This is a genomic window from Thermanaerothrix solaris (assembly GCF_032334255.1).
GTDB lineage: Bacteria > Chloroflexota > Anaerolineae > Anaerolineales > Anaerolineaceae > Thermanaerothrix > Thermanaerothrix solaris.
Window position 1 is genome coordinate 333,091 of record NZ_JAUHMF010000001.1, and the last position, 21,179, is coordinate 354,269.

14 protein-coding genes are annotated in these 21,179 nt (G+C 48.1%); 10 read left to right on the plus strand and 4 right to left on the minus strand.

All coding sequences use genetic code 11. The annotated features are described in order from the left end of the window. Positions 1-12 precede the first annotated feature (12 nt). Positions 13-2,340, minus strand: a complete 2,328-nt coding sequence (locus QYE77_RS01555) for an HD domain-containing phosphohydrolase (protein WP_315623584.1) — start codon at positions 2,338-2,340, stop codon at positions 13-15. Between the two features lie 202 nt (positions 2,341-2,542). Here QYE77_RS01555 and QYE77_RS01560 point away from each other — a divergent pair, with 202 nt between their 5' ends. The 6 genes from QYE77_RS01560 to QYE77_RS01585 all read left to right on the plus strand — a co-directional run bounded on the left by QYE77_RS01560 (position 2,543) and on the right by QYE77_RS01585 (position 11,551). Then, positions 2,543-3,448: a hypothetical protein gene (locus QYE77_RS01560; RefSeq protein WP_315623585.1), complete on the plus strand. Its 906-nt coding sequence runs from the start codon at positions 2,543-2,545 to the stop codon at positions 3,446-3,448. Next, a complete protein-coding gene (locus QYE77_RS01565) occupies positions 3,445-5,871 on the plus strand; it encodes an ATP-binding protein (protein WP_315623586.1) in 2,427 nt (808 codons plus the stop codon). The genes QYE77_RS01560 and QYE77_RS01565 overlap by 4 nt, the downstream gene beginning before the upstream one ends. Continuing rightward, complete coding sequence (locus tag QYE77_RS01570; protein WP_315623587.1) at positions 5,861-6,559, plus strand: response regulator transcription factor; 699 nt, start codon at positions 5,861-5,863, stop codon at positions 6,557-6,559. Before QYE77_RS01565 ends, QYE77_RS01570 begins: the two co-directional genes overlap by 11 nt. A gap of 40 nt (positions 6,560-6,599) precedes the next feature. Next, complete coding sequence (locus QYE77_RS01575) at positions 6,600-9,023, plus strand: diguanylate cyclase (protein ID WP_315623588.1); 2,424 nt, start codon at positions 6,600-6,602, stop codon at positions 9,021-9,023. 16 nt (positions 9,024-9,039) lie between these two features. Continuing rightward, complete coding sequence (locus tag QYE77_RS01580; protein WP_315623589.1) at positions 9,040-10,071, plus strand: uroporphyrinogen decarboxylase/cobalamine-independent methonine synthase family protein; 1,032 nt, start codon at positions 9,040-9,042, stop codon at positions 10,069-10,071. 70 nt (positions 10,072-10,141) lie between these two features. Then, positions 10,142-11,551: a peptidase S8 gene (locus QYE77_RS01585; RefSeq protein ID WP_315623590.1), complete on the plus strand. Its 1,410-nt coding sequence runs from the start codon at positions 10,142-10,144 to the stop codon at positions 11,549-11,551. Between the two features lie 446 nt (positions 11,552-11,997). On the opposite strand, the gene QYE77_RS01590 is transcribed toward QYE77_RS01585, so the two are convergent. Next, positions 11,998-12,384 carry a DoxX family membrane protein gene (locus QYE77_RS01590; RefSeq protein ID WP_315623591.1) on the minus strand — a complete coding sequence of 129 codons (387 nt, stop codon included), beginning with the start codon at positions 12,382-12,384 and terminating at the stop codon, positions 11,998-12,000. Between the two features lie 175 nt (positions 12,385-12,559). Here QYE77_RS01590 and QYE77_RS01595 point away from each other — a divergent pair, with 175 nt between their 5' ends. Continuing rightward, entirely contained in the window at positions 12,560-13,174 is a 615-nt protein-coding gene (locus QYE77_RS01595; RefSeq protein ID WP_315623592.1) for a TetR/AcrR family transcriptional regulator, read from the plus strand. A gap of 6 nt (positions 13,175-13,180) precedes the next feature. On the opposite strand, the gene QYE77_RS01600 is transcribed toward QYE77_RS01595, so the two are convergent. After that, entirely contained in the window at positions 13,181-14,494 is a 1,314-nt protein-coding gene (locus tag QYE77_RS01600) for an ABC transporter ATP-binding protein (RefSeq protein WP_315623593.1), read from the minus strand. A 4-nt stretch (positions 14,495-14,498) separates the two neighbouring features. Then, entirely contained in the window at positions 14,499-16,220 is a 1,722-nt protein-coding gene (locus QYE77_RS01605) for an ABC transporter permease (RefSeq protein ID WP_315623594.1), read from the minus strand. A gap of 358 nt (positions 16,221-16,578) precedes the next feature. Here QYE77_RS01605 and QYE77_RS01610 point away from each other — a divergent pair, with 358 nt between their 5' ends. The 3 genes from QYE77_RS01610 to QYE77_RS01620 are packed head-to-tail and all read left to right on the plus strand — an operon-like array spanning position 16,579 to position 20,997. Continuing rightward, positions 16,579-18,000, plus strand: coding sequence for an aspartate kinase (locus QYE77_RS01610; RefSeq protein WP_315623595.1), 1,422 nt, complete (start codon positions 16,579-16,581; stop codon positions 17,998-18,000). An 11-nt stretch (positions 18,001-18,011) separates the two neighbouring features. Beyond that, positions 18,012-19,064 carry an aspartate-semialdehyde dehydrogenase gene (asd, locus tag QYE77_RS01615; RefSeq protein ID WP_315623596.1) on the plus strand — a complete coding sequence of 351 codons (1,053 nt, stop codon included), beginning with the start codon at positions 18,012-18,014 and terminating at the stop codon, positions 19,062-19,064. A 10-nt stretch (positions 19,065-19,074) separates the two neighbouring features. Next, complete coding sequence (locus QYE77_RS01620) at positions 19,075-20,997, plus strand: DUF4914 family protein (RefSeq protein ID WP_315623597.1); 1,923 nt, start codon at positions 19,075-19,077, stop codon at positions 20,995-20,997. Positions 20,998-21,179 lie beyond the last annotated feature (182 nt).

Sequence of the window (21,179 nt, forward strand, 5' to 3'; positions counted from 1 at the left end):
GAGGGCATCTTTTTATAAATCTTCACCCTTGAGATTATCGAGTAACTGCAAGAAGCTTTCAACCACTTTAGGATCAAAATGACTACCGGCTTCCTCTCGCAGGTAGGCGCGCACTTTTTCTTCGGGCCAGGCCGTTCGATAGGGGCGATCATGCCGAAGAGCATCCCAGACGTCCACAACGGCAAAAATCCGTGCCGGAAGAGGGATTTCTTCACCTTTAAGCCCGAAGGGATAACCCGTTCCATCCCATCGTTCGTGATGGTAGGTGGGGATGGCCAGGGCAGGGCGTAAAAATGCAATAGACTCGAGCATTTGGCGGGCAAAAAGAGGGTGCAAGCGCATGATAGCGGCTTCTTCTTCGGTAAGCGAGCCAGTCTTGCGTAGTATGTGATCAGGTATAGCCATTTTTCCAATATCGTGAAGAATTGCACCGCGACGAATTTGTGTTAGGTCTTCACCAGTGATTCCCATGGCCTGAGCAAGGCGTACTGTCATTTCTGTAACACGTCGAGTATGGTTCTCGGTGCTCGAGTCGCGCATCTCAAGAGCGAGTGACCAGCCTAAGATAGTTTCATCATAGGCTTGGACCAATTCAGCATTTGTGCGTTTTAGATCTTCGATAAGGCGAGCGTTATCAATGGCAATTGCTGTAGTGGATACCAGGGATTCAAGAAATTCTTTTTGATCGTTGCTTAGTTTCAGGGGTTTACGGTGAAAAAGTTCGAGAACGCCATGTAGACGACGGCGTGAAATGAGCGGCAAGCCATAGTAAGCAATAAAGCCTTCTTCTTCCAACGGCACTGTGTGGCGGATAGAAATGTTGCTTTTTCGTAAGTCAGGTATGAAGAGTGGGGAACCGTTTTTAGCCACCAGCCCAGGAAGAGAATACTCTAACTGAAGAGGAGCGGTACGTATATTTAGTCCGCGAAAGCCATACCCCCCACCATAACTTAAACGGCCACTTTGTTCGTGATAGAGCCACACATCGGCGGCGTCTAGGTTAAGACGATGGATTACCTGGTCGAGCAAGATATTTAGGGTGAAGCGCAAGTCAAGATTAGCGTTGATGGCAGTTTCAATGGTGCGAAGCGCACTCATTTGGTTGAGACGTTTTTCGGTTTGCTCAGCGAGCATAACCCGACGTAATGTCACCGCTGTGATATCGGCTATGGCATTGACTAGACGCACTTCACTCAAGGTAAAAGAGCGATTACGTGCGATGATCGTTGCTCCTAACGTTTGCTCATGATCTATCAATGGGATCGCTAAAAGTGAATGAACTGTACCAGGAAGGGCCAGTTCGGGATCAATAGATGAGGTTACTTGTTCAATGAATTGCATTTGCCCATTCGACACCACTTTACGAAGGATCCCATACTCGGGAGAGAGACGCTTTCCTGTTAAGGACTCAAAACATCCTAACGCTTTTTCGATGATGATCTCGTTAGCCTCGGAGTTGTAAATAGTTAATGCTATCCCTTCAGCATTCAAAAGGCGGTTAAGACGGGCGAGGATAATGGGATACACCTCATATTGAGAGCGTGCGCTCCTCAGTGCATGGCTAAGGCTTGTAATGATTTCAAGTTCTTCTTCTCGTTGCTTTAAGTCCGTGATATCGCTGATATAACCTTCAAGGGCTTCGAGATGTCCGTTGGGATCATATATGCCTCGTCCTTGCTCCCAGACCCAACGTATCTGACCATCCGCATTGCGGATGCGATAGATCAGTTGGTAGGGTTGATGCTGATCAATCGCTGCTTGCACTTGTTCCCAAACTTGCTGGCGATCTTCGGGGAGGATAATGTCTGCGAAGGATCTTTTCTGGTTTTGGATAAAATCCTCTGGTGGGTAACCGGTAAGGGCATAACAACCCCGACTGATAAATTCCATGCTCCATTGGGAATCGTTGCGGCAACGATAGGCCGCGCCAGGTAGGTTGGCAAGAAGAGTGCTTAATGTGGCTTGACTTGTTGTTAAAGAATCGGATAAGGAGCTATTTTCCGGAATGGGTTCAAAGGTTAAAAGCAGGACATCATCCTGTGGAAGCAACGATAAGACCGCGGCGCGGAGATGGACTAGTTTTGCTACCCCACTTTGGGTTTTTAACGCGATTCGAATGGGAAACTGAGCCGGTGGGTTAGAATTCCATAATGTTTCTCGTGTCATGAATTCATCGCCCCAATAGGGGGCGGGTTGCTTTAATATTTCTTCTGCTGGCCACCCCAGTAAATTCTCGGCTCTAGCATTCCACCCCAAAACATAACCCTGCCGATCCTCAATTGAAGCGGGTATGGGTAAAGCCTGTGCAAGAGCCCCCAAATCAAGATGATGCGTTGCCATTGCTAGATTGCCTAAATCAATGATTTTTGTGACAGATGCTGTGGTGGTGTTACCCGTTCATCACTTATTCTATCGCCTTCTTCTCGAAAATGCAAAACCGCTCTGGTATAATTTTGACATAGACAGTAAATTTTTTTCTAGGACTTGGCTAGGTCTGAAAGCAAGGTGAAGGGTTGGATTGGGAGAAAGGGCGGGTCTTTAAGTGATTGATGTTCTATTTGCTAAAGTTAACCCCAAATGGGAGCAGATTAAAAATTCCCAACATCGTTCTGCCCGCGAAAAAATTCGATTGCTTGTGGTAGCCCTTATCATAGGGAATATTGGGGGCCTCATTTCTTTGGTGGGTGGCCTTGATGTCCATTGGCGAATCATCTGGGGAATGTTCGTTTTTGCACCATTTTTGTTCTGCTTTGGGATGGAGGAATTAATCAAAGAAGGACACCAAAATCCGGAGCTACTCTTAACGCTGGTTATTCTAATCACTACACTGATGGGCATTTCAGCGGGTCTCAGTTATCCCTTAAGGGATGGTTTTGTCTTGTCCGGTCGGTTTTGGTTAATCATTGCAGGCTTGTCTGTGCTTCCTTTATCGGTATATTTTCTCTCTATAAGAGGGGTGCCGTCCGCGTTGCGGGGGCTAGGATTACGATCATATAACTGGGGGCTCTATTTATTAGGCGGTGGAATTGCGGGAATCACCTTAGGTGTCCATTTAGCCTATTTGTCTAATCATTATTTTTCGCTTATGGATCTCCTTTCACAGAATGATGGTTTAGGAAAAGTCTATTGGTGGGGGGCAGTGGCAGGCGCGCTGTTAGCGCCCGCTGAAGAGATTGCCCTGAGGGGACGTGTAACCCAATTGTTGCAAGATCGATTGGAATTCCCCGAATGGAAAATTCTAACCGCAAATGCTATTTTTAGTGCATTAGTCTGGTTGCCCTTTGGATTGGTTATTTGGTCATGGCCAATTGGAATGGTCGTGTTGGGGTATCGGATAGTAATAGCATGTCTGAATACTTATGTTCGGCTGCATGAACATTCTACATTGTTTGGAATTGCAGCTAATTTCGGCCTTACTTTTTCTTTAGTTTGGGTATTGCGGATATGAAACGCAAAATTGTCACCTGGGATCAAACCAGCTCCCGCTTTAGGGATAATCAATTGGGAAAAGGGATCACTCTTCTTGCAACCTGCTTGGTTATATTGGTACTATTCCAGAGTGGACCCGCCTTTAGAGCCGGTTACCCTAATCCTTTAATATACCTCAGCCTTATTCCGGTTTTATTGGCTGCGGCTTTCCTGGGAACATTGCCGGCTTTGGTCATTGCTCTTTTCTACAGCGTAGTTTTCGTCGTGCACATGATTATGTTGTATGACTCTGCTTGGGGGTGGCGGCCTGTGTTTGAAATGGGAGGGGTGACGGTTGCACTCGTTTTTTTGGCAATGATTATTGGGGATATGACAAAAAGCCTGCGAAGGCGGGCTGAACTGCAAAGTGCTTTTGAAGCGAGCCTGAGATTGATGGGGCGTACGCTGAATATGCAAGATGTATTGACGTTGCTTTATCGGTATGTGCTGAGACAGTTGCCTTCAGAAGGTGGTGGTTTTTTGATCAGGGACCCAGTTTCCCAAGAATGGGAAGCAATAGGATTTGCGGAAAGTGGTTATTGGCGCCGAGAACCATTGACTTCTACAACCTACGAGAATTCTTTAGCCCAGTGGTTGGTGGAACAAAGACGTCCGCTATTTTTGAATGGATTGGATTTTCATAAGGGCTTCCTGGAGCAAGGCCAAAGATATTTATTGCATTCTATATTGGCCATTCCGCTGGTCCGATCAACAGGTGAGTTGATTGGGATGTTTGTTCTATTCAACAAGAAAGGCCATGGTTTCTTTGACAGTACCGATATTTTTCGTCTCCAAACGCTTATGGAATTAGGAGAGCAGGCTCTGGAACAGGCGGGCTTACACACGATTACAGATCAAGCCTTAGAGCAGCGTGTTCGTCAGTTGGGAATGATCCAAAAAGCCTCGCAGAGGCTCAATGAAATGTTAGATCCCCAAGAAATTGTGGATTTCACGTTGGAAACTGCCATGTCCTTGATTCAAGCAAAAGCTGGGCTGATTGTTTTAGATGGAAACGAAGTTTCGATGCATTCAGGTGCTTCTGCCGTGAATTTTTCCGAGATGAGTGAGCGTTTTAAGCAGGTTTATGATATGTATTCCTCGGATCGCGAAACTAGACAACGGGCAAAATCATCACAACCATTATACTTTTTCCCTTCATCGAGGTCACAATTGGTCATCCCAATTCGTACTGGAGAAAGATTTTGGGGGATCATTGTGCTAGAGTCAGAGGAAGAAAGAGCGTTTGATCAGACATCTCGATGGGTGGTATCACTCCTAGCCGATCATGCTGCGACTTCACTAGAAAATGCCTATTTGTTCCATACTATCGAGAAAGACAAACATCGTTTGAGTCTGATTGTAGAGGGGATGAAGGAAGGATTGCTGGCTGTTAATGATCGTGGGATTGTATTGTCTGCAAATGCAGCAGCCAGAGAACAAGCGGGATTAGATGCAGACTCTCTGATAGGCCAGCCTATTGGAGTCATTTTCGATGGAGAGGAAGTTGAGAAGCGCATTTATACCGCATTACAGCATGTCCTGATTGAGCGTCACCCCTTAGTTATAGAGGGTGTTGTCATTCGTCAGGGAAATGGTACACGTCGAGTCGTTTCACTTAGTTTAGCGCCATTGCTACAAGCCGATGAGCAGGGGGCAGTTATTTTGATGCGGGATGTCACTGAAAAGGAAATGTTGACCCGTCTGCAGGATGAACTAATCTCTGCCTTTTCCCATGAAATGCGCACGCCGTTAACTAAAATTCGATCTGCAGCGGAACTTATTCTTTCGGGTGCACATAACGAGGGAAAAATTAAGGAGTATGAGGGGTATTTACACCTATTAATTTCGGAAAGCGATCGTTTGGCCGATTTTTTGGATCGTATTCTGGATATTTATGCCATGGAGACGCATGAAATTGAGGTTGAACTACGCCCAATGCCGGCCGATTTCTTGATTTCAGAGGTTGTGGGACATTGGCGTATGATAAATCCAGAACGGGAGATACAAGTTTTAGGGAGTTCGTCACCAGTGTGGGTGTTAGCCGATGAACGTGCGTTTTACTCGGTATTGAACAATCTTGTTGAGAATGCGATTAAGTATTCTCCATCTGAGAATCCCATTTGGGTTGTCTTTGATCAGAGTGTGGATAGATCAGCGCAGATTACGGTTATTGATCAAGGACGAGGTATCGCGCCCGAGGATCAACCTTACTTATTCGACCGATTCTACCGTGCGGATGCAGGCGATGCTCAAACGGTATACGGTCATGGTGTGGGGCTCTATATTGCCAAGATATTGGTAGAGGCAATGGGGGGTAAAATATGGGTAGAGAGTGAACTCGGTAAAGGAAGCCGTTTTACGTTTACCCTCCCGTTAGCTGAGGAGGTGGGCCATGAATCCTAAGATATTGGTGGTTGATGATGATCCGACCTTAAACGAATTAGTACGGCTTAATTTAGAACGAAAAGGCTTCGCTGTTTATTGCGCTGAGGATGGGGAAGAAGCGTTACGATTGGCTTATCAGGTTCACCCAGATGTTATTATCTTGGACATTATGATGCCACGCGTGGATGGGTATGAGGTCTGTCGGCGTTTACGTGCCTTAACCGATGTACCCATATTATTCTTAACCGCAAAAAGTCGCGATACGGATGTTTTGCGAGGCTTTGATGTAGGCGCTGATGATTATATGCGTAAACCTTTCAGCCTACGGGAACTCGAGGCCCGGATTCTGGCATTACTTAAACGGCGCAATCGGGGCGAAAGCGCCCAATTATCCGAAATTTTTGATGACGGAAATCTGCGCATTGATCTAAATCTACAAGCGGTATACCGTCGAGGGCAGCCCATACGATTAACCCCGACGGAGTTTCGTTTGCTGGCCTGCCTGGTCCGCGACCAGGGGAAAGTCCTAACCCATGAGGAGATATTACGAAAGGTCTGGGGTGAGGGATACATTGACGCGATACCTACCCTTTCCCTCTATATTCGTTATTTGCGTGAAAAAATCGAGGATGATCCAGGGCGTCCTCGGTACATACGGAACAAGTGGGGTGTTGGTTATTGGTTTGCACGCCCGGGGGAAGAATGAAGGTTGATCCGGCAGGGAGTGGTATTAAAAGGGGGGTGCTATGTCAATAGAGTCTACTACTATAGAAGAATTGCTTCAGGAAATCAGACAAAGTTATTTAGAGGCATGGCTCTATAGTGAGGGGGGTGGTTGGTCTAAACCGGTGATGGTCATCAAGCCGGATTGGCAAATTGCGTTTGCGACACCTTTGATAGAGCGATTTTTATACCCTCAACAATCGCCCGTGGGAAAGTACTTAAAGGTGCTTGTGAAAGAAGAAACATTATCAGCCAATATGTGCCACTTGAAACTGGATGCTATGCCCTATGAGATTCGAGTGCATCCTATCACTTGGTGGGGAACCCAAGCCTATTTGCTTGAACTTCGTTGCGTTCAAGAATTAGAAACCCAGCAAGTAACTTATCCAATGAGCACTCAAGGTCTCCCTTCAATGGATTTACCTTCGTGGTTAGTGGAACCTGGAAATGAGAACGTCAACGAAGTGTTGAGGCAAATGGGAGAACGTCTGGACGCAGATCGAGTCTCGTTCTTTTCGCTGTTCTCGCGAGAAGGACGTCTGCTAGTTCGATGGCAATACGGGTGGCAAATCCAGGAGAACGCTAGTGAGCCTAAGCCGGAGATAAGGGGAAAGACAGGGTCACTGACAGGTTGGGGACTTGATTTGTGGGAAAACAATTTGAAGAATGGGGGAGTTGTGCAAGCTCATGTGCGCGACCTTCCAGCACGCCAGAGTGCCATTCTCCGTGCCCTTCACATTCGCTCACTAATGGTTATACCCGTTTTTGTTCGCGGGGCTTGGTGGGGAATCCTACAAATTGACGCCTGTGCCAGTGAAAAGACGTGGTCGGAAGAAGAGATTTATTATGCGCGTGCGATTGCCGGACAATTGGGAGCAATTCTATTGAATCAAGATGCCCGCAACGCTCTTTCAAACCTATTCAAGCACCAGGCAGAGGCTCATGAAAAGGCAATGCTTCTTTTTGAGGCAACGCTGACTCTTAGTTCAATCATGGATTGGGAAATAGCGCTGGATCGGGCATTAAGCCTCTTATACAAGATTATTCAGTTTGATCGGGGGAGTATTGTATGGTTGGAGAGGGATAATCTGGTCGTTTTACGCGTTCTAGACCTGGCACGCGCGGCCACAAAACTTCAACGGACACCACCAATTCCCCCTATAACTGTAGATCGAGTTCCCTTTTTAACCCCACTTCTTAGTGAAGGAAAACCTGTTCTAATTCAGGATACGTTGAATGAACCCACTTGGGTTTCCTTTGAACAAGGCACGCGAATTCGCTCTTGGATGGGGATTCCTGTCTGTTTTGGGGAACAAGTAGTTGGTTTCTTATCGTTGGGACGGAATGAGCCTCGCGGTTTTGAGGAGGAATCTCTTGATATAGCCCTTGCCTATGCGCGCGCCATTGGCCGGGTGCTTCAAAATGCGCGACTTTTTGACGAAGTCGCTCATGCGCTCGTAAGTGAACAGCGACTAAATGAGATCTCTCGCGAGATCAACAGTACCTCAGATTTGGGGAGTATGTTGCAATCGGTGTTAAGGCTGACGACGCAATTGGTGTCAGCGGATATGGGAACTGTGGGCTTATATAACCCTGAAGATGAGGTTGTTCTCATCGCCAGCACATACAACCTACCACGGCCTATTTTTCAAACCCGACTTACCAAGGGTCAGGGCGTAGTGTGGGAGGTGCTGATAAACAAGACGCCACTAGTGCTTCGGGAGTACGCTGAACATCCACAAGCCTTGGATGAATGGGTACATATGGGCGCTCATGGTTATTTAGGGGTGCCCCTTATCGCTGGTGATGAAGTACTTGGTGTATTAAACCTGTTTAAACTTTCTCCACTGCGTGATTTTTCAGAGCGGGATCGGATTCTGGCCGAAATGGTAGGACGGCAAGTTGGGATTGCGATCCAGAATATTCGTCGCTTTGAGCAAGCCCAGCGCTTGGCAACCCGAGACACACTAACTGGACTTTTTACCCGTCGTCACTTTTTTGAAATTGCTCGGTTGGAGTTCGAACGCAGCCGTCGTTATCAGCGGCCAATGGCCATTATTCTAATGGACGTAGATAATTTAAAGCCCATTAATGATACTTATGGCCACTTGGTTGGTGATATGGTACTCCAAAGGGTGGCTCAAACGTGCCTGAAATTGTTGCGGCAAATGGATGTCATTGGACGTTTTGGCGGTGATGAATTTATTGCCTTACTTCCTGAAGCCAACCAAGAACAGGCTGTACAAATTGCAGAACGGTTGAGAGAAGCCATTGTTCATAATCCCTTAGCCGTTAGCGGCAAGGAGATCCCCCTTTCTGTTAGCCAAGGTGTTGCTGTATTGAATTGGTCATTTAAGTCAGTGGAGCAATTGGTACAATTTGCTGACCTGGCTCTGAACAAAGCGAAACAAGCAGGTAAAAATCAAGTGCTGGTATGGAATCCGTAAAGAAGGAGATGATTAAGTGCTTATCTCGAAGCCATTAACAACTAGCGTGATTGGTAGCTATGCGTGGCCTTCTTGGTATGTATGGGCTGTGGAGGCTATCCGCCGTGGTGAGTTTGGTGCGAGAGACGTTGAAGAAACGCTCAATGATGCAGTGGACTGGGCATTACACGAGCAAGAAGAGGCGGGTATAGATATTGTCAGTGATGGTGAAATGCGGCGATTGGGATTTTTCACTGCCGGGTTTTATGGGCGATTGCAGGGTTTACGCGAACTACCACCTGAGCGACGTTTGGGCGTTCCTGGACACGATCAACGTGAACGGTATGAGGCTGTGGCACCCATAACTGCTCCTAATGGGTTGGGATTGGTTGCAGAGTTTGTCTATGCACGTGAGCGCACGCAGAAACCTATCAAGGTGACCTGTCCTGGTCCGTTTACACTTGCAGGTCGGATACTTCCAGGCGCAATATATCGGGATCGAGTTGAAATTGCATACGCTTTGGCAGAGATCATCAACGCCGAACTACGTGCGGTGGTTCAAGCAGGAGCAAAATTCATTCAGATAGATGAACCCAGCATGGCGGTTCATGTTGGTGACCCACGCACGTTTTTAGATTTGTTGTCGCGCGTGTTTGAAGGGATTAGTGTTCGCAAGGGAATACATTTGTGTTTTGGTAATTTTATGGGGCGCCCGGTGGCGCAGAGACGATACCGTCCTTTGTTTCCAGCCATCTTAGACGCCAATGTGGATGAATTAGCCTTAGAGTTTGCCAATCGTGAAATGGCAGAGGCGGAGATTGCGCGTGAGGTGGCAGCGGCAGGGAAGTTCCTCGCGGCGGGAGTGGTAGATGTGAAAAACTATTATGTTGAGACCCCTGAGGATGTTGCTGAGCGCATACGGTTATTATTACCTTATGTATCTCCGGATTTTTTGATAATTGTTCCAGATTGCGGTTTTAGCCAGACAGCGCGCTGGGCAGCCAGAGCTAAGTTAAGGGCCATGGTTGCTGGGGCGCAAATGGTACGGCGCGAATTGGGATTTGAATAAACCGCGGCCCGATTCTTGCACCCTTGAAATTCACCAATGATTCTATTTGTAAAAGGGATAAAACGGGTTTATGTTTCGTCGTTCTTTAATCACGGCCGTTGTTATCACATTACTACTTGCCCTGATCCCATATCCTGTCTTAGTTCATGCCAGTCAAGTGACAACAGGCGGAGTTCGGGTAAACCGGGATGTTGTACCCGATGAAGTGTTAGTGGCTATTAAACCTGGTTATATGCCCTACCTACGCCTTAATGAACTTTCAGCATTTGCAACCGGGATAAGTGGATTAGATAGGGTGAACCGGAATCTGCAAGTGCGCAGTATGCAATCTTTGCTTGGGTCAGAATCTGGTAATGGTGCTAAGAGACGAGAGTTTGGAGGACTGGAACGAGTATTGGTGATTAAGTTGGCCCCGGGAAGTGATTTAGAAGAGGCGCTGGGCGTTTTCCAGGCCCAGGATTTTGTTGAGTATGCGGAACCAAATCATATTTATCAAGCCCTAGATTACTACCCTAATGATCCGTATTGGTCATATCAGTGGGCGCTGCCTAAAATTGAGGCTCCCAAGGCGTGGGAACTCTCTCGCGGAAGCCCCAGCGTGATTATAGCCATTTTGGATACCGGGGTGGATTATAACCATCCGGATTTAAAGGCGAAAGTCTTAACCGGAATTGATAAAGATTTTGTAAACAATGATAATGATGCTATGGATGATCACGGTCACGGTACGCATGTGGCAGGGATTGCGGCAGCGGCTACGAATAATAGCAAAGGTGTGGCCGGGGTCTGTCCTGAGTGTAAGATTTTACCAGTCAAAATTCTTGATAAATGGGGTGGGGGAACAGATGACATATTGGTAAAGGGGATAGACTATGCCGTTCAACAAGGGGCGCAGGTTATTAACTTAAGCCTGGGAGGTAATAATTGTTCTAAAACACTGGCGAACGCGATCAATGCGGCTTTTGAACAGGGAGTATTGATTATTGCCGCAAGCGGGAATGATGGCTACAAGACCTCAATGGCTTATCCGGCTCGTTCACCGCGTGTGGTTTCCGTGGGTGCAGTTAACCAATATGATATGGAGACAGATTTCTCGCAACGTGACGAGACATTGGACTTATTAGCGCCTGGGGATAATATCCTTAGCACAGGTCTTTGGGGAGGATACATGTCTCTGACTGGTACATCTATGGCGGCACCCCATGTGGCAGGCGTGGCCGGGTTGATTTGGGGTCGGTATCCGAGTTGGAAAAACACCGAGGTGTGGTGGGCGTTGCGGTATACTACGGATCCGGTTACCCTCAATGGGAATATCACCCTTAATGAGGTGACCATGATTCCTAATAGTAGCCAGTGGCAGTTATATTTGCCGTTCGTTGCCAACCGCTGGCGGTTATTGGGGCGCCTCAATGCCTACAGTGCCTTGCAAGTGATCACGCCAGAGCAGGTAGAGGCACCTCCGGATATGTGTGCCAACTGAAAATGGGGAATTTTTTGTCTACTCGGTTTATTGAGTTTGTGCCTTATGGACGTGACAACGGGGATCAAAATGGTATATGTCCCATCATTGAGCGGCGCTTGGAGGGGCATAACCGCATCGTGACCACCTATTAATGGGGGCATTTTTTACTATGTAGATGGTAATAATTCTGGCCTCCCCCGCTGCGTTGATCATTTTCCTGAAGCGCCGGTAAAGCCGCTTAGGCACGGTAGCGGTTGATAAATTCCGGCCACAATGGAAGTGTGGGATAACTGATGTTGGTTGGGGCTGAATTTATTAGCTAGCAAAAGCATCGCGTAAATTCTCTAAGCAAATAGATCTTGGTTATTATATCCCCCAGTACTCTCTCAGGTTGCTATACGGCAAGAAAATAAATTGCCACCCCAGGAATAAGGGTGGCAATAGAACTCATTTATAGTGCTGAACTAAAAAAGGCGAAATGGCCAGGGTTGGGGGATGGCTAGATACATCAGCGCTGAACCCATGAGGGCAAGATTTTTCATGAAATTAACCATTTCCATAGTGCGCATCATGGGATCCTGAATTTTCCAGAAGGCGTGCATGATAAATGTGACGGGCAGGAAAAATGCAACCAGAGAAATAACCCCTAAAGTAGGTTGGAAACCGGTGAGGATGCTTAAACCACCAATTAACAAAAGGACGCCTGAGCCTAATACGGCAACTTGAGGCGCGGGAACCCCCTTGGATTGCGCATAGCCACTAAGTGCTTTCATTTGGAAAAAATGATTTGCAGCATTGAACAAATAATACAAGCCAACAATTAGACGACCAATGAGAAAGACTGCTTCCATCGCTCTACCTCCTTGAAAATCTCAAAATTTTGACAGACGCTATCCTTTGATAGGCGCTATCTAAAGTGGTTATAATATAGTCTAAGCAATAACCGTTGCTTATTAAACAAGTGTTGTTTATCTTAGTCAACCGTCAAAATTAGCAAAGTGTTGGGAAATCAACAGGAGATAAAAAATGTCGTTACCCTCAGACTCCACTAAAAAAATAGACCCACGTGTTAAGCGAACGCGCAACTGGATCCGCCAGGCGTTTATGGAGTTGCTGTCAGAAAAAGGGTTTCATGCCACAACAGTTCAGGACATCACAAAACGTGCCGGCATCAACCGTGCTACGTTTTATGCGCACTTTACAGATAAATATGACTTACTCAATTTTGCTGTCCGTGAGGCTTTCAAGGAGGAATTGGAACGACGAGTGTTGAACGCTTGCCATTATAGTACTGAGAATTTGCGCCAATTAATGCTTACTGTGTGTGAGTTTGTAGAGAATCATAATCGGCATTGCTTTAATGCCGATCAACAATTCAATGCTCTAATCGAGGAACAGATTCGAACCCAAATATTCGATCTAGTATTGCATTGGTTAGGCGGAGGCACCTGGCCATTGAGATCGGTGGCCAGTCCGGAGCAGGTTGCAACGGTAGTCAGTTGGGCTATATATGGATTAGCCTATCAACGCAACCGTATGAGACCTCTTCCTCCGGCCGAGGCGTTTGTGGATCAAGGATTGCACCTAATTGCCATGCTCATTGGAGAGCAAACAAAAAGCACAACTACCTCAAGTAACTAAAACGGATTACATGGCTCGCTCAGGAGTTGCCACGGGTTCGAGGATTATCACACCCTGATTATCATCATAGGATAGGATCTCGGCATACCGCCCCCAATCAATTAGGATATCCAATTGCTGCTCGGCTTCATCTGGCGGAAATTCTAATTCGAGCGCGGCCAGCACGAAATCCCAATCCAACCGATTTTCTTCGGCGCGGCGCAGAAGATTGAGTAGCCACCGCACCAACGGCAGGCGGCGTATCCGCGTAGCGAAAATCTCTTTGCGTGCCAAGATACTGGCTTCGGCAAAAGTTTCCCCGAGAGGTGTGAGTTGGATATCCCCTTTCTCAATAGTTGCAAACCCTAGCAACTCTGTCGTTTCGGTCAAGCGCAGGACATGGTCTGAATCAATCCCCAAGTCCTCAGGAAGTTGATAAATATCCGCACGGTGTCCGGGTTGCTCATTTAGATATTCAACGAATCCGGCCAGGTCATTAATTGTAATTCTTGGTAAGGCGCGAGTCTTACCTGGCTCACCGGGTGCAGAACCCAACTCAATAGGTTCGGGTTGGGTCTGACCTGCGAGCAGAGCGTAAACCTGGTCTACCAAATCTTGGAATTCAAGGGATTTGCGCTGACGAGGATGTGTCAAGGTGATTGGCATTTCGGCTACAATGCGTCCGGGGTCCTTATCCATAATAATCAAACGATCTGCCATTAGAATGGCTTCCTCGATATTGTGCGTGACCATGAGGATAGCGCGCGTTGGGATTTTGCCGCTGAGCCAAAGTTCTAGTAGTTCACCGCGCAGACTTTCAGCACTCAAGACATCGAGGGCAGAAAAGGGTTCATCCAGGCAGAGAAGTTCTGGTTCTACTGCCATAGCACGGGCAAAACCGACTTTTTGGCGCATTCCACCGGACAATTCTCGGGGATATGCGGTCTCAAACCCATCCAGACCAACGCGGTCAATCAGGTCAAGGGTGCGCGAGATGCGTGTTTCTGCGGGTACACCACGGGCTATCAGGGCTAGTTCCACATTTTCCTTAACCGTTAGCCAGGGAAAGAGAGCAAACGTTTGAAACACAATGGTAGCGTAAGGATTAACCCCTTGTAAAGGTGTTCCACGATAGAGCACTTGCCCCTCAGAAGGCTTTTGAAGACCCGTAATAATCCGAAGCAAGGTGCTTTTACCACATCCGGAAGGGCCTAGAAGAGCAACAAATTCGCCTTCATGGATGGCTAGATTAACATCCTGAACCGCCACAAAGCGACGTTGGCCGCTAGTGTAAAGTTGTTGGACATGGATCAATTGGAGCAGGGGTTTTTGGTCGGTCATCATATTACTCCATGCGATACTTTTCTTCGGCGATCATATATAATCGTCGCCACCACAAGCGGTTGATCAACACAACAGTAGCCACCATGCTTAAGGTGGACGCCAGCAATAATGCATAATCACCTTTTGCTGTGGCATGGGCTATCAAGGACCCAATTCCAAGAACCGAATGGGTGCTTCCCCCAAATGTGACGTACTCAGCCACGATACTGGCATTCCAGGCGCCGCCACTCGCCGTAATGGCACCGGTGATAAGGTAAGGAAACAGGGCGGGTAAGATTAATGTTCGCCAGCGTTGCCATGAGGTTAGGCGCAATAAGGCCGATGTGTATTTCAAGTCTTGAGGAATGGCAGTAGCACCGGCGATAACATTGAAGAGCAAATACCATTGGGTGCCCATAAGCATCAGGAGAACGGCGGCTAAATTGAGTCCACCTGGTAGGGATAAGAAGAAAAGCAAAATAACGGGAAAGATAGCGGTGGCAGGCACCGAAGCAGCAATTTGAACGATGGGCTGCAACACGGCTGCCAAGCGAGGCTGTGTTCCGATCGCAACCCCAACCGGAATGGTCCAGGCGAGGGCAACGAGAAGTGAAACAAGGACGCGAATAAGGGTCGCGCTAACGCTTAAACCAATACTTAACCATTGATGCACCGGAAGGGATAATAACATTTGCATAGCACGACCAATGCCGTAAAGCAGTGCTCCCGTCACCATCATTCCCACGAGAATCTCACGCCAGGTTAAGCGCGAGGGGCCTGATTCGTGCTCTTGAAAGGGGAAGCGTTTGACTGCCCAATGATCGAGGTGGGAACTAAGTGGTGCAATTATTCGGTCGCGCAACCAGGCAATGAAACGGGCGTTGTTGAGTAGATCATAAAACCATGATGTGGGCGGGTTATCACTTTCTACCATTTCCAATTTGAACCGATCCGACCAGGCAAGCAACGGACGCCAGATGAGTTGATCCAGGGCGACGATGGTTAATATAAGGGTCAGTAATCCCCAAAAAATGGCCTGGTAGTTACCCTGGTTGGCTGCTTCCTGGAGATAGGCACCCAAGCCGGGAAGGCGAAAGTCACGATCACCTACGGTGAAAATCTCCGCGGCCATTAAGAAAAACCATCCCCCAGCCCAACTCATCATACTATTCCAGATTAGTGGGATCATTCCAAATGGTAATTCCAGGAAACGAAAACGCAGCCAGGTATTTAGGCGGAAAATTCTACTGGCTTCATTTAATTCCTTGGGAATGGTCTTAAGGGCCTGATACCAACCAAACGTCATGTTCCAAGCTTGACTTGTGAATATCAAAACGATTGACGCGAGTTCGGCGGCGGTGGTTTCGGGTAGAATGGCGCTTAAACTAAGCAGAACCACAGGCAGAAATGAAAGAATGGGAACGCTTTGAAGAACATCTAAAAGTGGCATTAATAGCCGTTCTGCCCGTGGGCTATAAGCGGCAGCCCGCCCATAGAGAAGAGTAAAGATTAACGAAAGAGCATAAGCAGCTGCCATTCGTCCAACTGAAAGTAAAGCGTACCAGGGCAAAGCCGATGGGGCAAGAGAGATCGCGGGGCCTTTTACGCTTGGTGGAGCCTTAACCGCTAAGGTCACGCCAGCATAAAGTAATACCGCAATAAGAATGAAGACAATAAAATCCCCCGGGGTAAAAAGGCGTTCCTCGCGAGGTTTGGGTAGAAGTAAATCGCGAAGGGTAACCATGCCACCTCCAACAAAATGCCCCGCCGGGGTTGAAGTGCGGGGCAAGAGGTAGCCATCAATTGGGTTAACCCGAACTTCAACCGCTCATTCGGCCCAGGGTGGGATATTACTGTGGTAATCGGAATCTAAAGCGGCAAACTCGTTCATTTTTGGCTTCTCGAAAACACAAGCCAAATATAGTCTCGAGCCTATAAATTGTCAAGCACCTCTGTTGAAAAATTATGGTCCGTAAAAATGTCCACTTGTTATCGAATTGGGATTTTACGTTATCCTATACCCAAAAAGAGAAGAAATGCGTATAATTGCCCACAATTTAAAAACCCCTCTCGACGCCAAAGGTAAAGGAGCGGCAATGTCAATGCATCCACATTCCCGCAGTTTATTAGTAATGAAATTCGGGGGCACCTCGGTCGGTGATGCAGCGGCAGTTCAGCATGTTCTTGATATTGTCCGTGAAGCCCGAGCTGCCTGGTCCGCCGTGGTGGTGGTCGCTTCGGCCCTAAGCGGGGTCACTGAAACGCTTCTTTCTCAAGCCTATAAAGTGGCTCAAGGTGATGATAGTGAGGTTGAAACCACCTTGCAGTATTTACGTGAACGCCACCAGCAATTACTAACCGCTTTTGTGTCGGATCAGAAAATGCAACAGGCAGTTATGGGAGAGATTGATCAGCTTTTACAGCGGTTGGCCTCTTTATGGCAGGCCATTGCTGTGTTGGGAGAGGCTTCGCCCCGCGCCTTAGATGCCGTTGCTGGAATGGGGGAACGGATGAGTGTTCGTATTCTCGCCGCAGCGCTCAAGGCGAGCGGAATTCAGGCGGAAGCCATTGATGCAACGGACATCATCGTAACCGATAATCAGTTCCAATCCGCCCATCCCGACATCGCTGCCACGCAAGCCAAGGTGGAAGATTTTTTGCGCCCTCGCTTAATGAATGGGGTTGTGCCAGTAGTTACCGGATATATAGGCGCGACTCCGGAAGGAATTCCTACAACCCTCGGACGAGGCGGGAGTGATTATTCGGCAGCGATACTGGCTGCTGCATTACAGGCAGATGAGGTCTGGATTTGGACGGACGTTAATGGTGTGATGACAGCCGACCCACGATTGATCCCTGAGGCCCAAACCATACCCCGCCTCACTTATCGGGAGGTGGCCGAGTTGGCTTATTTTGGGGCGAAGGTTTTGCATCCCAAGACGATTCGCCCAATTATCGAGGCAGGGATTCGATTGCGTGTCTTGAACACGTTTAATCCTTCCCACCCCGGAAGCGAGATTGTGGGAGATGAACCGACGATACTCGATGGAGTCATCAAAGCAGTCACTGCGGTCCGTCATCAGCGTCTAATCACCGTGGAAGGACGCGGCATGCTAGGAGTTCCAGGTGTAGCGGCCCGCACATTTACCGCTGTCGCACGCACAGGCACTAGTGTTCCCTTAATCAGCCAGGCGTCTTCGGAACAGTCTATCTGCTTTGCCGTGCCTGCCGATACGGCCGATAAAATTGTGGCGGCGTTGGAACAGGAATTTGCCCAAGAGATTAAGCGCCGCGATATTGATCGCGTTTGGGCATCGGATGAAGTAGTCATTCTTACCGTTGTTGGAAGCGGTATGCAACATACGCCCGGGGTAGCGGGGCGTGTATTTGGCGCACTAGGAGCAAAGGGAATAAACGTAATTGCCATTGCTCAAGGCTCTTCTGAGGTTTCCATAAGTCTGGTGGTGAAGGCTGAGGATTTAAAGTTAGGGCTGCTCGCCTTGCATGAATTAATAAAGATCTAAGGAGTGGAGTTATGGAACCGATTCCAGTTGCCATTCTGGGTGCAACGGGGGCTGTTGGGCAGCGATTTGTTCAGTTGCTTGATCATCATCCTTGGTTCAAAGTTACGACATTGTGCGCTTCTGACCGTTCAGTTGGTAAAACTTATGTGGAGGGTTGCCGCTGGCTTTTAGATAGTCCGATGCCCGAATGGGCAAGAGATATGATCTTACAACCTACAGTTTTGGAGGCTGTTAATGAGCCGATTGTTTTTTCGGCCCTACCGGCGGAAGTGGCACAGGATCTGGAACCCGCGCTAGCGGAAAAAGGATGTGTGGTGTGTTCAAATGCCTCTGCCCATCGTATGGATGAAGATATACCGTTACTTTTACCTGAGGTCAACGCCGAACATGTGGAATTGATTCACCAACAAAGGCAACGCCGAGGTTGGCGAGGGGCAATCGTAACCAATCCGAACTGTACCAGCACTGGGATGACCATTGTGTTAAAGGCTCTGGATCAAGTCTTTGGAGTCAAGCGAGCGATAGCGGTTTCCTTACAAGCGCTCTCCGGCGCGGGTTATCCAGGTGTGGCCTCCTTAGATATTGTAGATAACGTGATCCCTTTCATACGCGGCGAGGAGGAGAAGGTATCCTTAGAACCGCGCAAGATGTTAGGCACTCTAAAGAATGGGCATATTGAATATCATCCTCTTACTATTTCGGCACAGACTAATCGTGTAGCGGTATTGGATGGACATATGGTATGTCTGAACGTAGAGTGTGAGACACGACCCTCGCCTGAAGAAGCCATTCAGGTTCTAGAGGCGTTTGCTTTGCCTGACTGGCTTGCTAATTTGCCTTCCTCTCCCAGGCCTCCAATCATGGTGCGGCGTGAAAATGATCGTCCACAACCTCGTTTGGATCGAATGATAGGACGAGGTATGAGCACCATAGTAGGGCGAGTTCGTGCGGATGAGGTGCTGGATTTGAAAATGGTGGTTTTATCCCATAATACAATCCGAGGCGCAGCGGGAGCCTCAATTTATAATGCTGAGTTGATTGTACAAAAAGGGTTATTACCATGAGGAGGCAAGCATGATGAGCGATCAATTATGGAATAGAAAGGAAAGCGAGTTGGCTGCGGAAGGGGTTACCTGGCACGTGTTTAATCCACCCACAGAAGTAGCTGAAGTATTGGCTGCGGCACCAAAGGTTATCGTGGCTACCTCTGTGGAAATGTTAATTGACCTGGCCTGCGGTGGTCCAGAAAGCAACTATTATGAAGTGGTTTATGATGTACCCAGTAAGGGGCGCGTCATTGAAGCCACAGTAGCCCGAGTGCGCAATGGGGTGGTGGTAAATTACACTGAGCCCTACATGCGTCGCCGGGACCCCGATTCATTGGTTGTAGGTGATGATCGCCCAACAGATCAGCCCCGTTTTCGAGAGCGTTTCGGGCGTGACTTTGCCCCCATTCGACTGGAGGCATTGGCCTGGCTAAAAACTCAGGAATTGGCTGTATTTGGTTTTATTGCTGGGCGTCCAGGTATGGGGCCGGATGCCCTTGCTATCGTTCCGGCAAACGCGGGTTTCTTTGCCTTGGCGCTGGCGATGTTGCAAGGGATTATCCCTCCTGAACAATTACCGGATGGGTTTAAGCCCCGGGTCGTGGTTTGGGGAGTTCCAACGTTTCGTCATATCTACTTTGGGGGGAGGCAGGTGGTAGTGCACTATCGTGGAGATAAGGTTTATGAGATCTTCTCATTCAACCTTTATCCGGGACCGAGCGCAAAGAAGGGCATTTATGGAGTCTTGATTGAAACCGGTGAACGTGAGGGTTGGGTTGCGCCTCACTGTTCCACCGTGCAAGTGGTTACTCCCTATGATAACGTTCTCACGATTATGCATGAAGGTGCCAGTGGTGGTGGCAAGAGCGAGATGCTTGAACAAGTCCATCGCGAGCCGGACGGACGTCTGTTGTTGGGCGAAAATTTGGTCACGGGTGAGCGGCGCTATTTACAGATCCCCCGCACCTGTGAGCTCAATCCTGTCAATGATGACATGGCGCTTTGTCATCCTTCAATTCAGCAGCCGAACGGGAAATTGCGTTTGGTGGATGCGGAGCGTGCTTGGTTTGTACGCGTCAACCATATTGATCGTTACGGTGTGGATCCTTATCTCGAACGCTTAACGGCGCAGCCCAGCAAACCGCTCCTATTCTTGAATATTGATGCAGTTCCCGGTAGTCGTGCATTAATTTGGGAACATATTCAGGATGCCCCAGGAAAACCCTGCCCTAACCCGCGTGTAGTGGTTCCACGCGAGATTATTCCTAATGTGGTCAATGACGTCGTTGCGGTTGATGTGCGTTCATTTGGAGTCCGCACTCCCCCTTGCACGCGCGAGCGACCTAGTTATGGAATTATTGGTCTGTTCCATTTACTTCCACCAGCCTTAGCGTGGTTATGGCGTTTAGTAGCACCACGTGGCCATGAGAATCCCAGTATCGTGGATACCCAAGGGATGAGTAGTGAGGGAGTGGGTTCCTATTGGCCGTTTGCGCCGGGACGTAAAGTAGCGCAAGCAAATTTGCTTCTGGAGCAAATTCTCAAGTACCCGCGTACACGCCATGTACTTATTCCCAATCAACATGTTGGAGCTTGGCGGGTTGGGTTTATGCCCCAATGGATTGCCCGTGAGTATTTGGCACGTCGTGGGAGCGCCCGTTTTCGCAGTGACCAGATTCGCCCAGCGCGCTGTCCCCTTTTAGGCTATGCAATGCATACCCTCCACGTTGAAGGTCAGCAGATACCACGCTGGTTTTTGCAGGTAGATACTCAGCCCGAAGTTGGTCCTGAAGGGTATGATCAAGGTGCGAAGATGCTTGTGAATTTCTTCCACCGTTGTTTGCAGGATTTCTTGCGACCTGATTTGGATCCCCTGGGGCGCCAAATTATTCAGTGCTGTTTAGATGGAGGCTCGCTTGAGGATTACCTTCAATTAACGCCAATGGAGTAGAGAATCAAATTTCTTGGTTTTAAAAATCAGAGACCTGTTATAACGGGTCTCTGATTTTTGTGCCAAATATCACCCTAAAAATGTTAACCAACTCATAACCAAAAGGCCATTACTGATTGAGGGTATTATGGTAAACTTTTTTTAGATTGGGCAGTTTTGGGATAAGGTGCTTTTGATGCTAT

What these genes read in the sequence shown, in the direction of transcription:
- QYE77_RS01555 (WP_315623584.1), bottom strand. Translation starts at nt 2,340, where the DNA reads ATGGCAACGCATCATCTTGATTTGGGGGCTCTTGCACAGGCTTTACCC.
- QYE77_RS01565 (WP_315623586.1), top strand. Translation starts at nt 3,445, where the DNA reads ATGAAACGCAAAATTGTCACCTGGGATCAAACCAGCTCCCGCTTTAGG.
- QYE77_RS01570 (WP_315623587.1), top strand. Translation starts at nt 5,861, where the DNA reads ATGAATCCTAAGATATTGGTGGTTGATGATGATCCGACCTTAAACGAA.
- QYE77_RS01575 (WP_315623588.1), top strand. Translation starts at nt 6,600, where the DNA reads ATGTCAATAGAGTCTACTACTATAGAAGAATTGCTTCAGGAAATCAGA.
- QYE77_RS01585 (WP_315623590.1), top strand. Translation starts at nt 10,142, where the DNA reads ATGTTTCGTCGTTCTTTAATCACGGCCGTTGTTATCACATTACTACTT.
- QYE77_RS01590 (WP_315623591.1), bottom strand. Translation starts at nt 12,384, where the DNA reads ATGGAAGCAGTCTTTCTCATTGGTCGTCTAATTGTTGGCTTGTATTAT.
- QYE77_RS01595 (WP_315623592.1), top strand. Translation starts at nt 12,560, where the DNA reads ATGTCGTTACCCTCAGACTCCACTAAAAAAATAGACCCACGTGTTAAG.
- QYE77_RS01600 (WP_315623593.1), bottom strand. Translation starts at nt 14,494, where the DNA reads ATGACCGACCAAAAACCCCTGCTCCAATTGATCCATGTCCAACAACTT.
- QYE77_RS01605 (WP_315623594.1), bottom strand. Translation starts at nt 16,220, where the DNA reads ATGGTTACCCTTCGCGATTTACTTCTACCCAAACCTCGCGAGGAACGC.
- QYE77_RS01610 (WP_315623595.1), top strand. Translation starts at nt 16,579, where the DNA reads ATGCATCCACATTCCCGCAGTTTATTAGTAATGAAATTCGGGGGCACC.
- asd (WP_315623596.1), top strand. Translation starts at nt 18,012, where the DNA reads ATGGAACCGATTCCAGTTGCCATTCTGGGTGCAACGGGGGCTGTTGGG.
- QYE77_RS01620 (WP_315623597.1), top strand. Translation starts at nt 19,075, where the DNA reads ATGATGAGCGATCAATTATGGAATAGAAAGGAAAGCGAGTTGGCTGCG.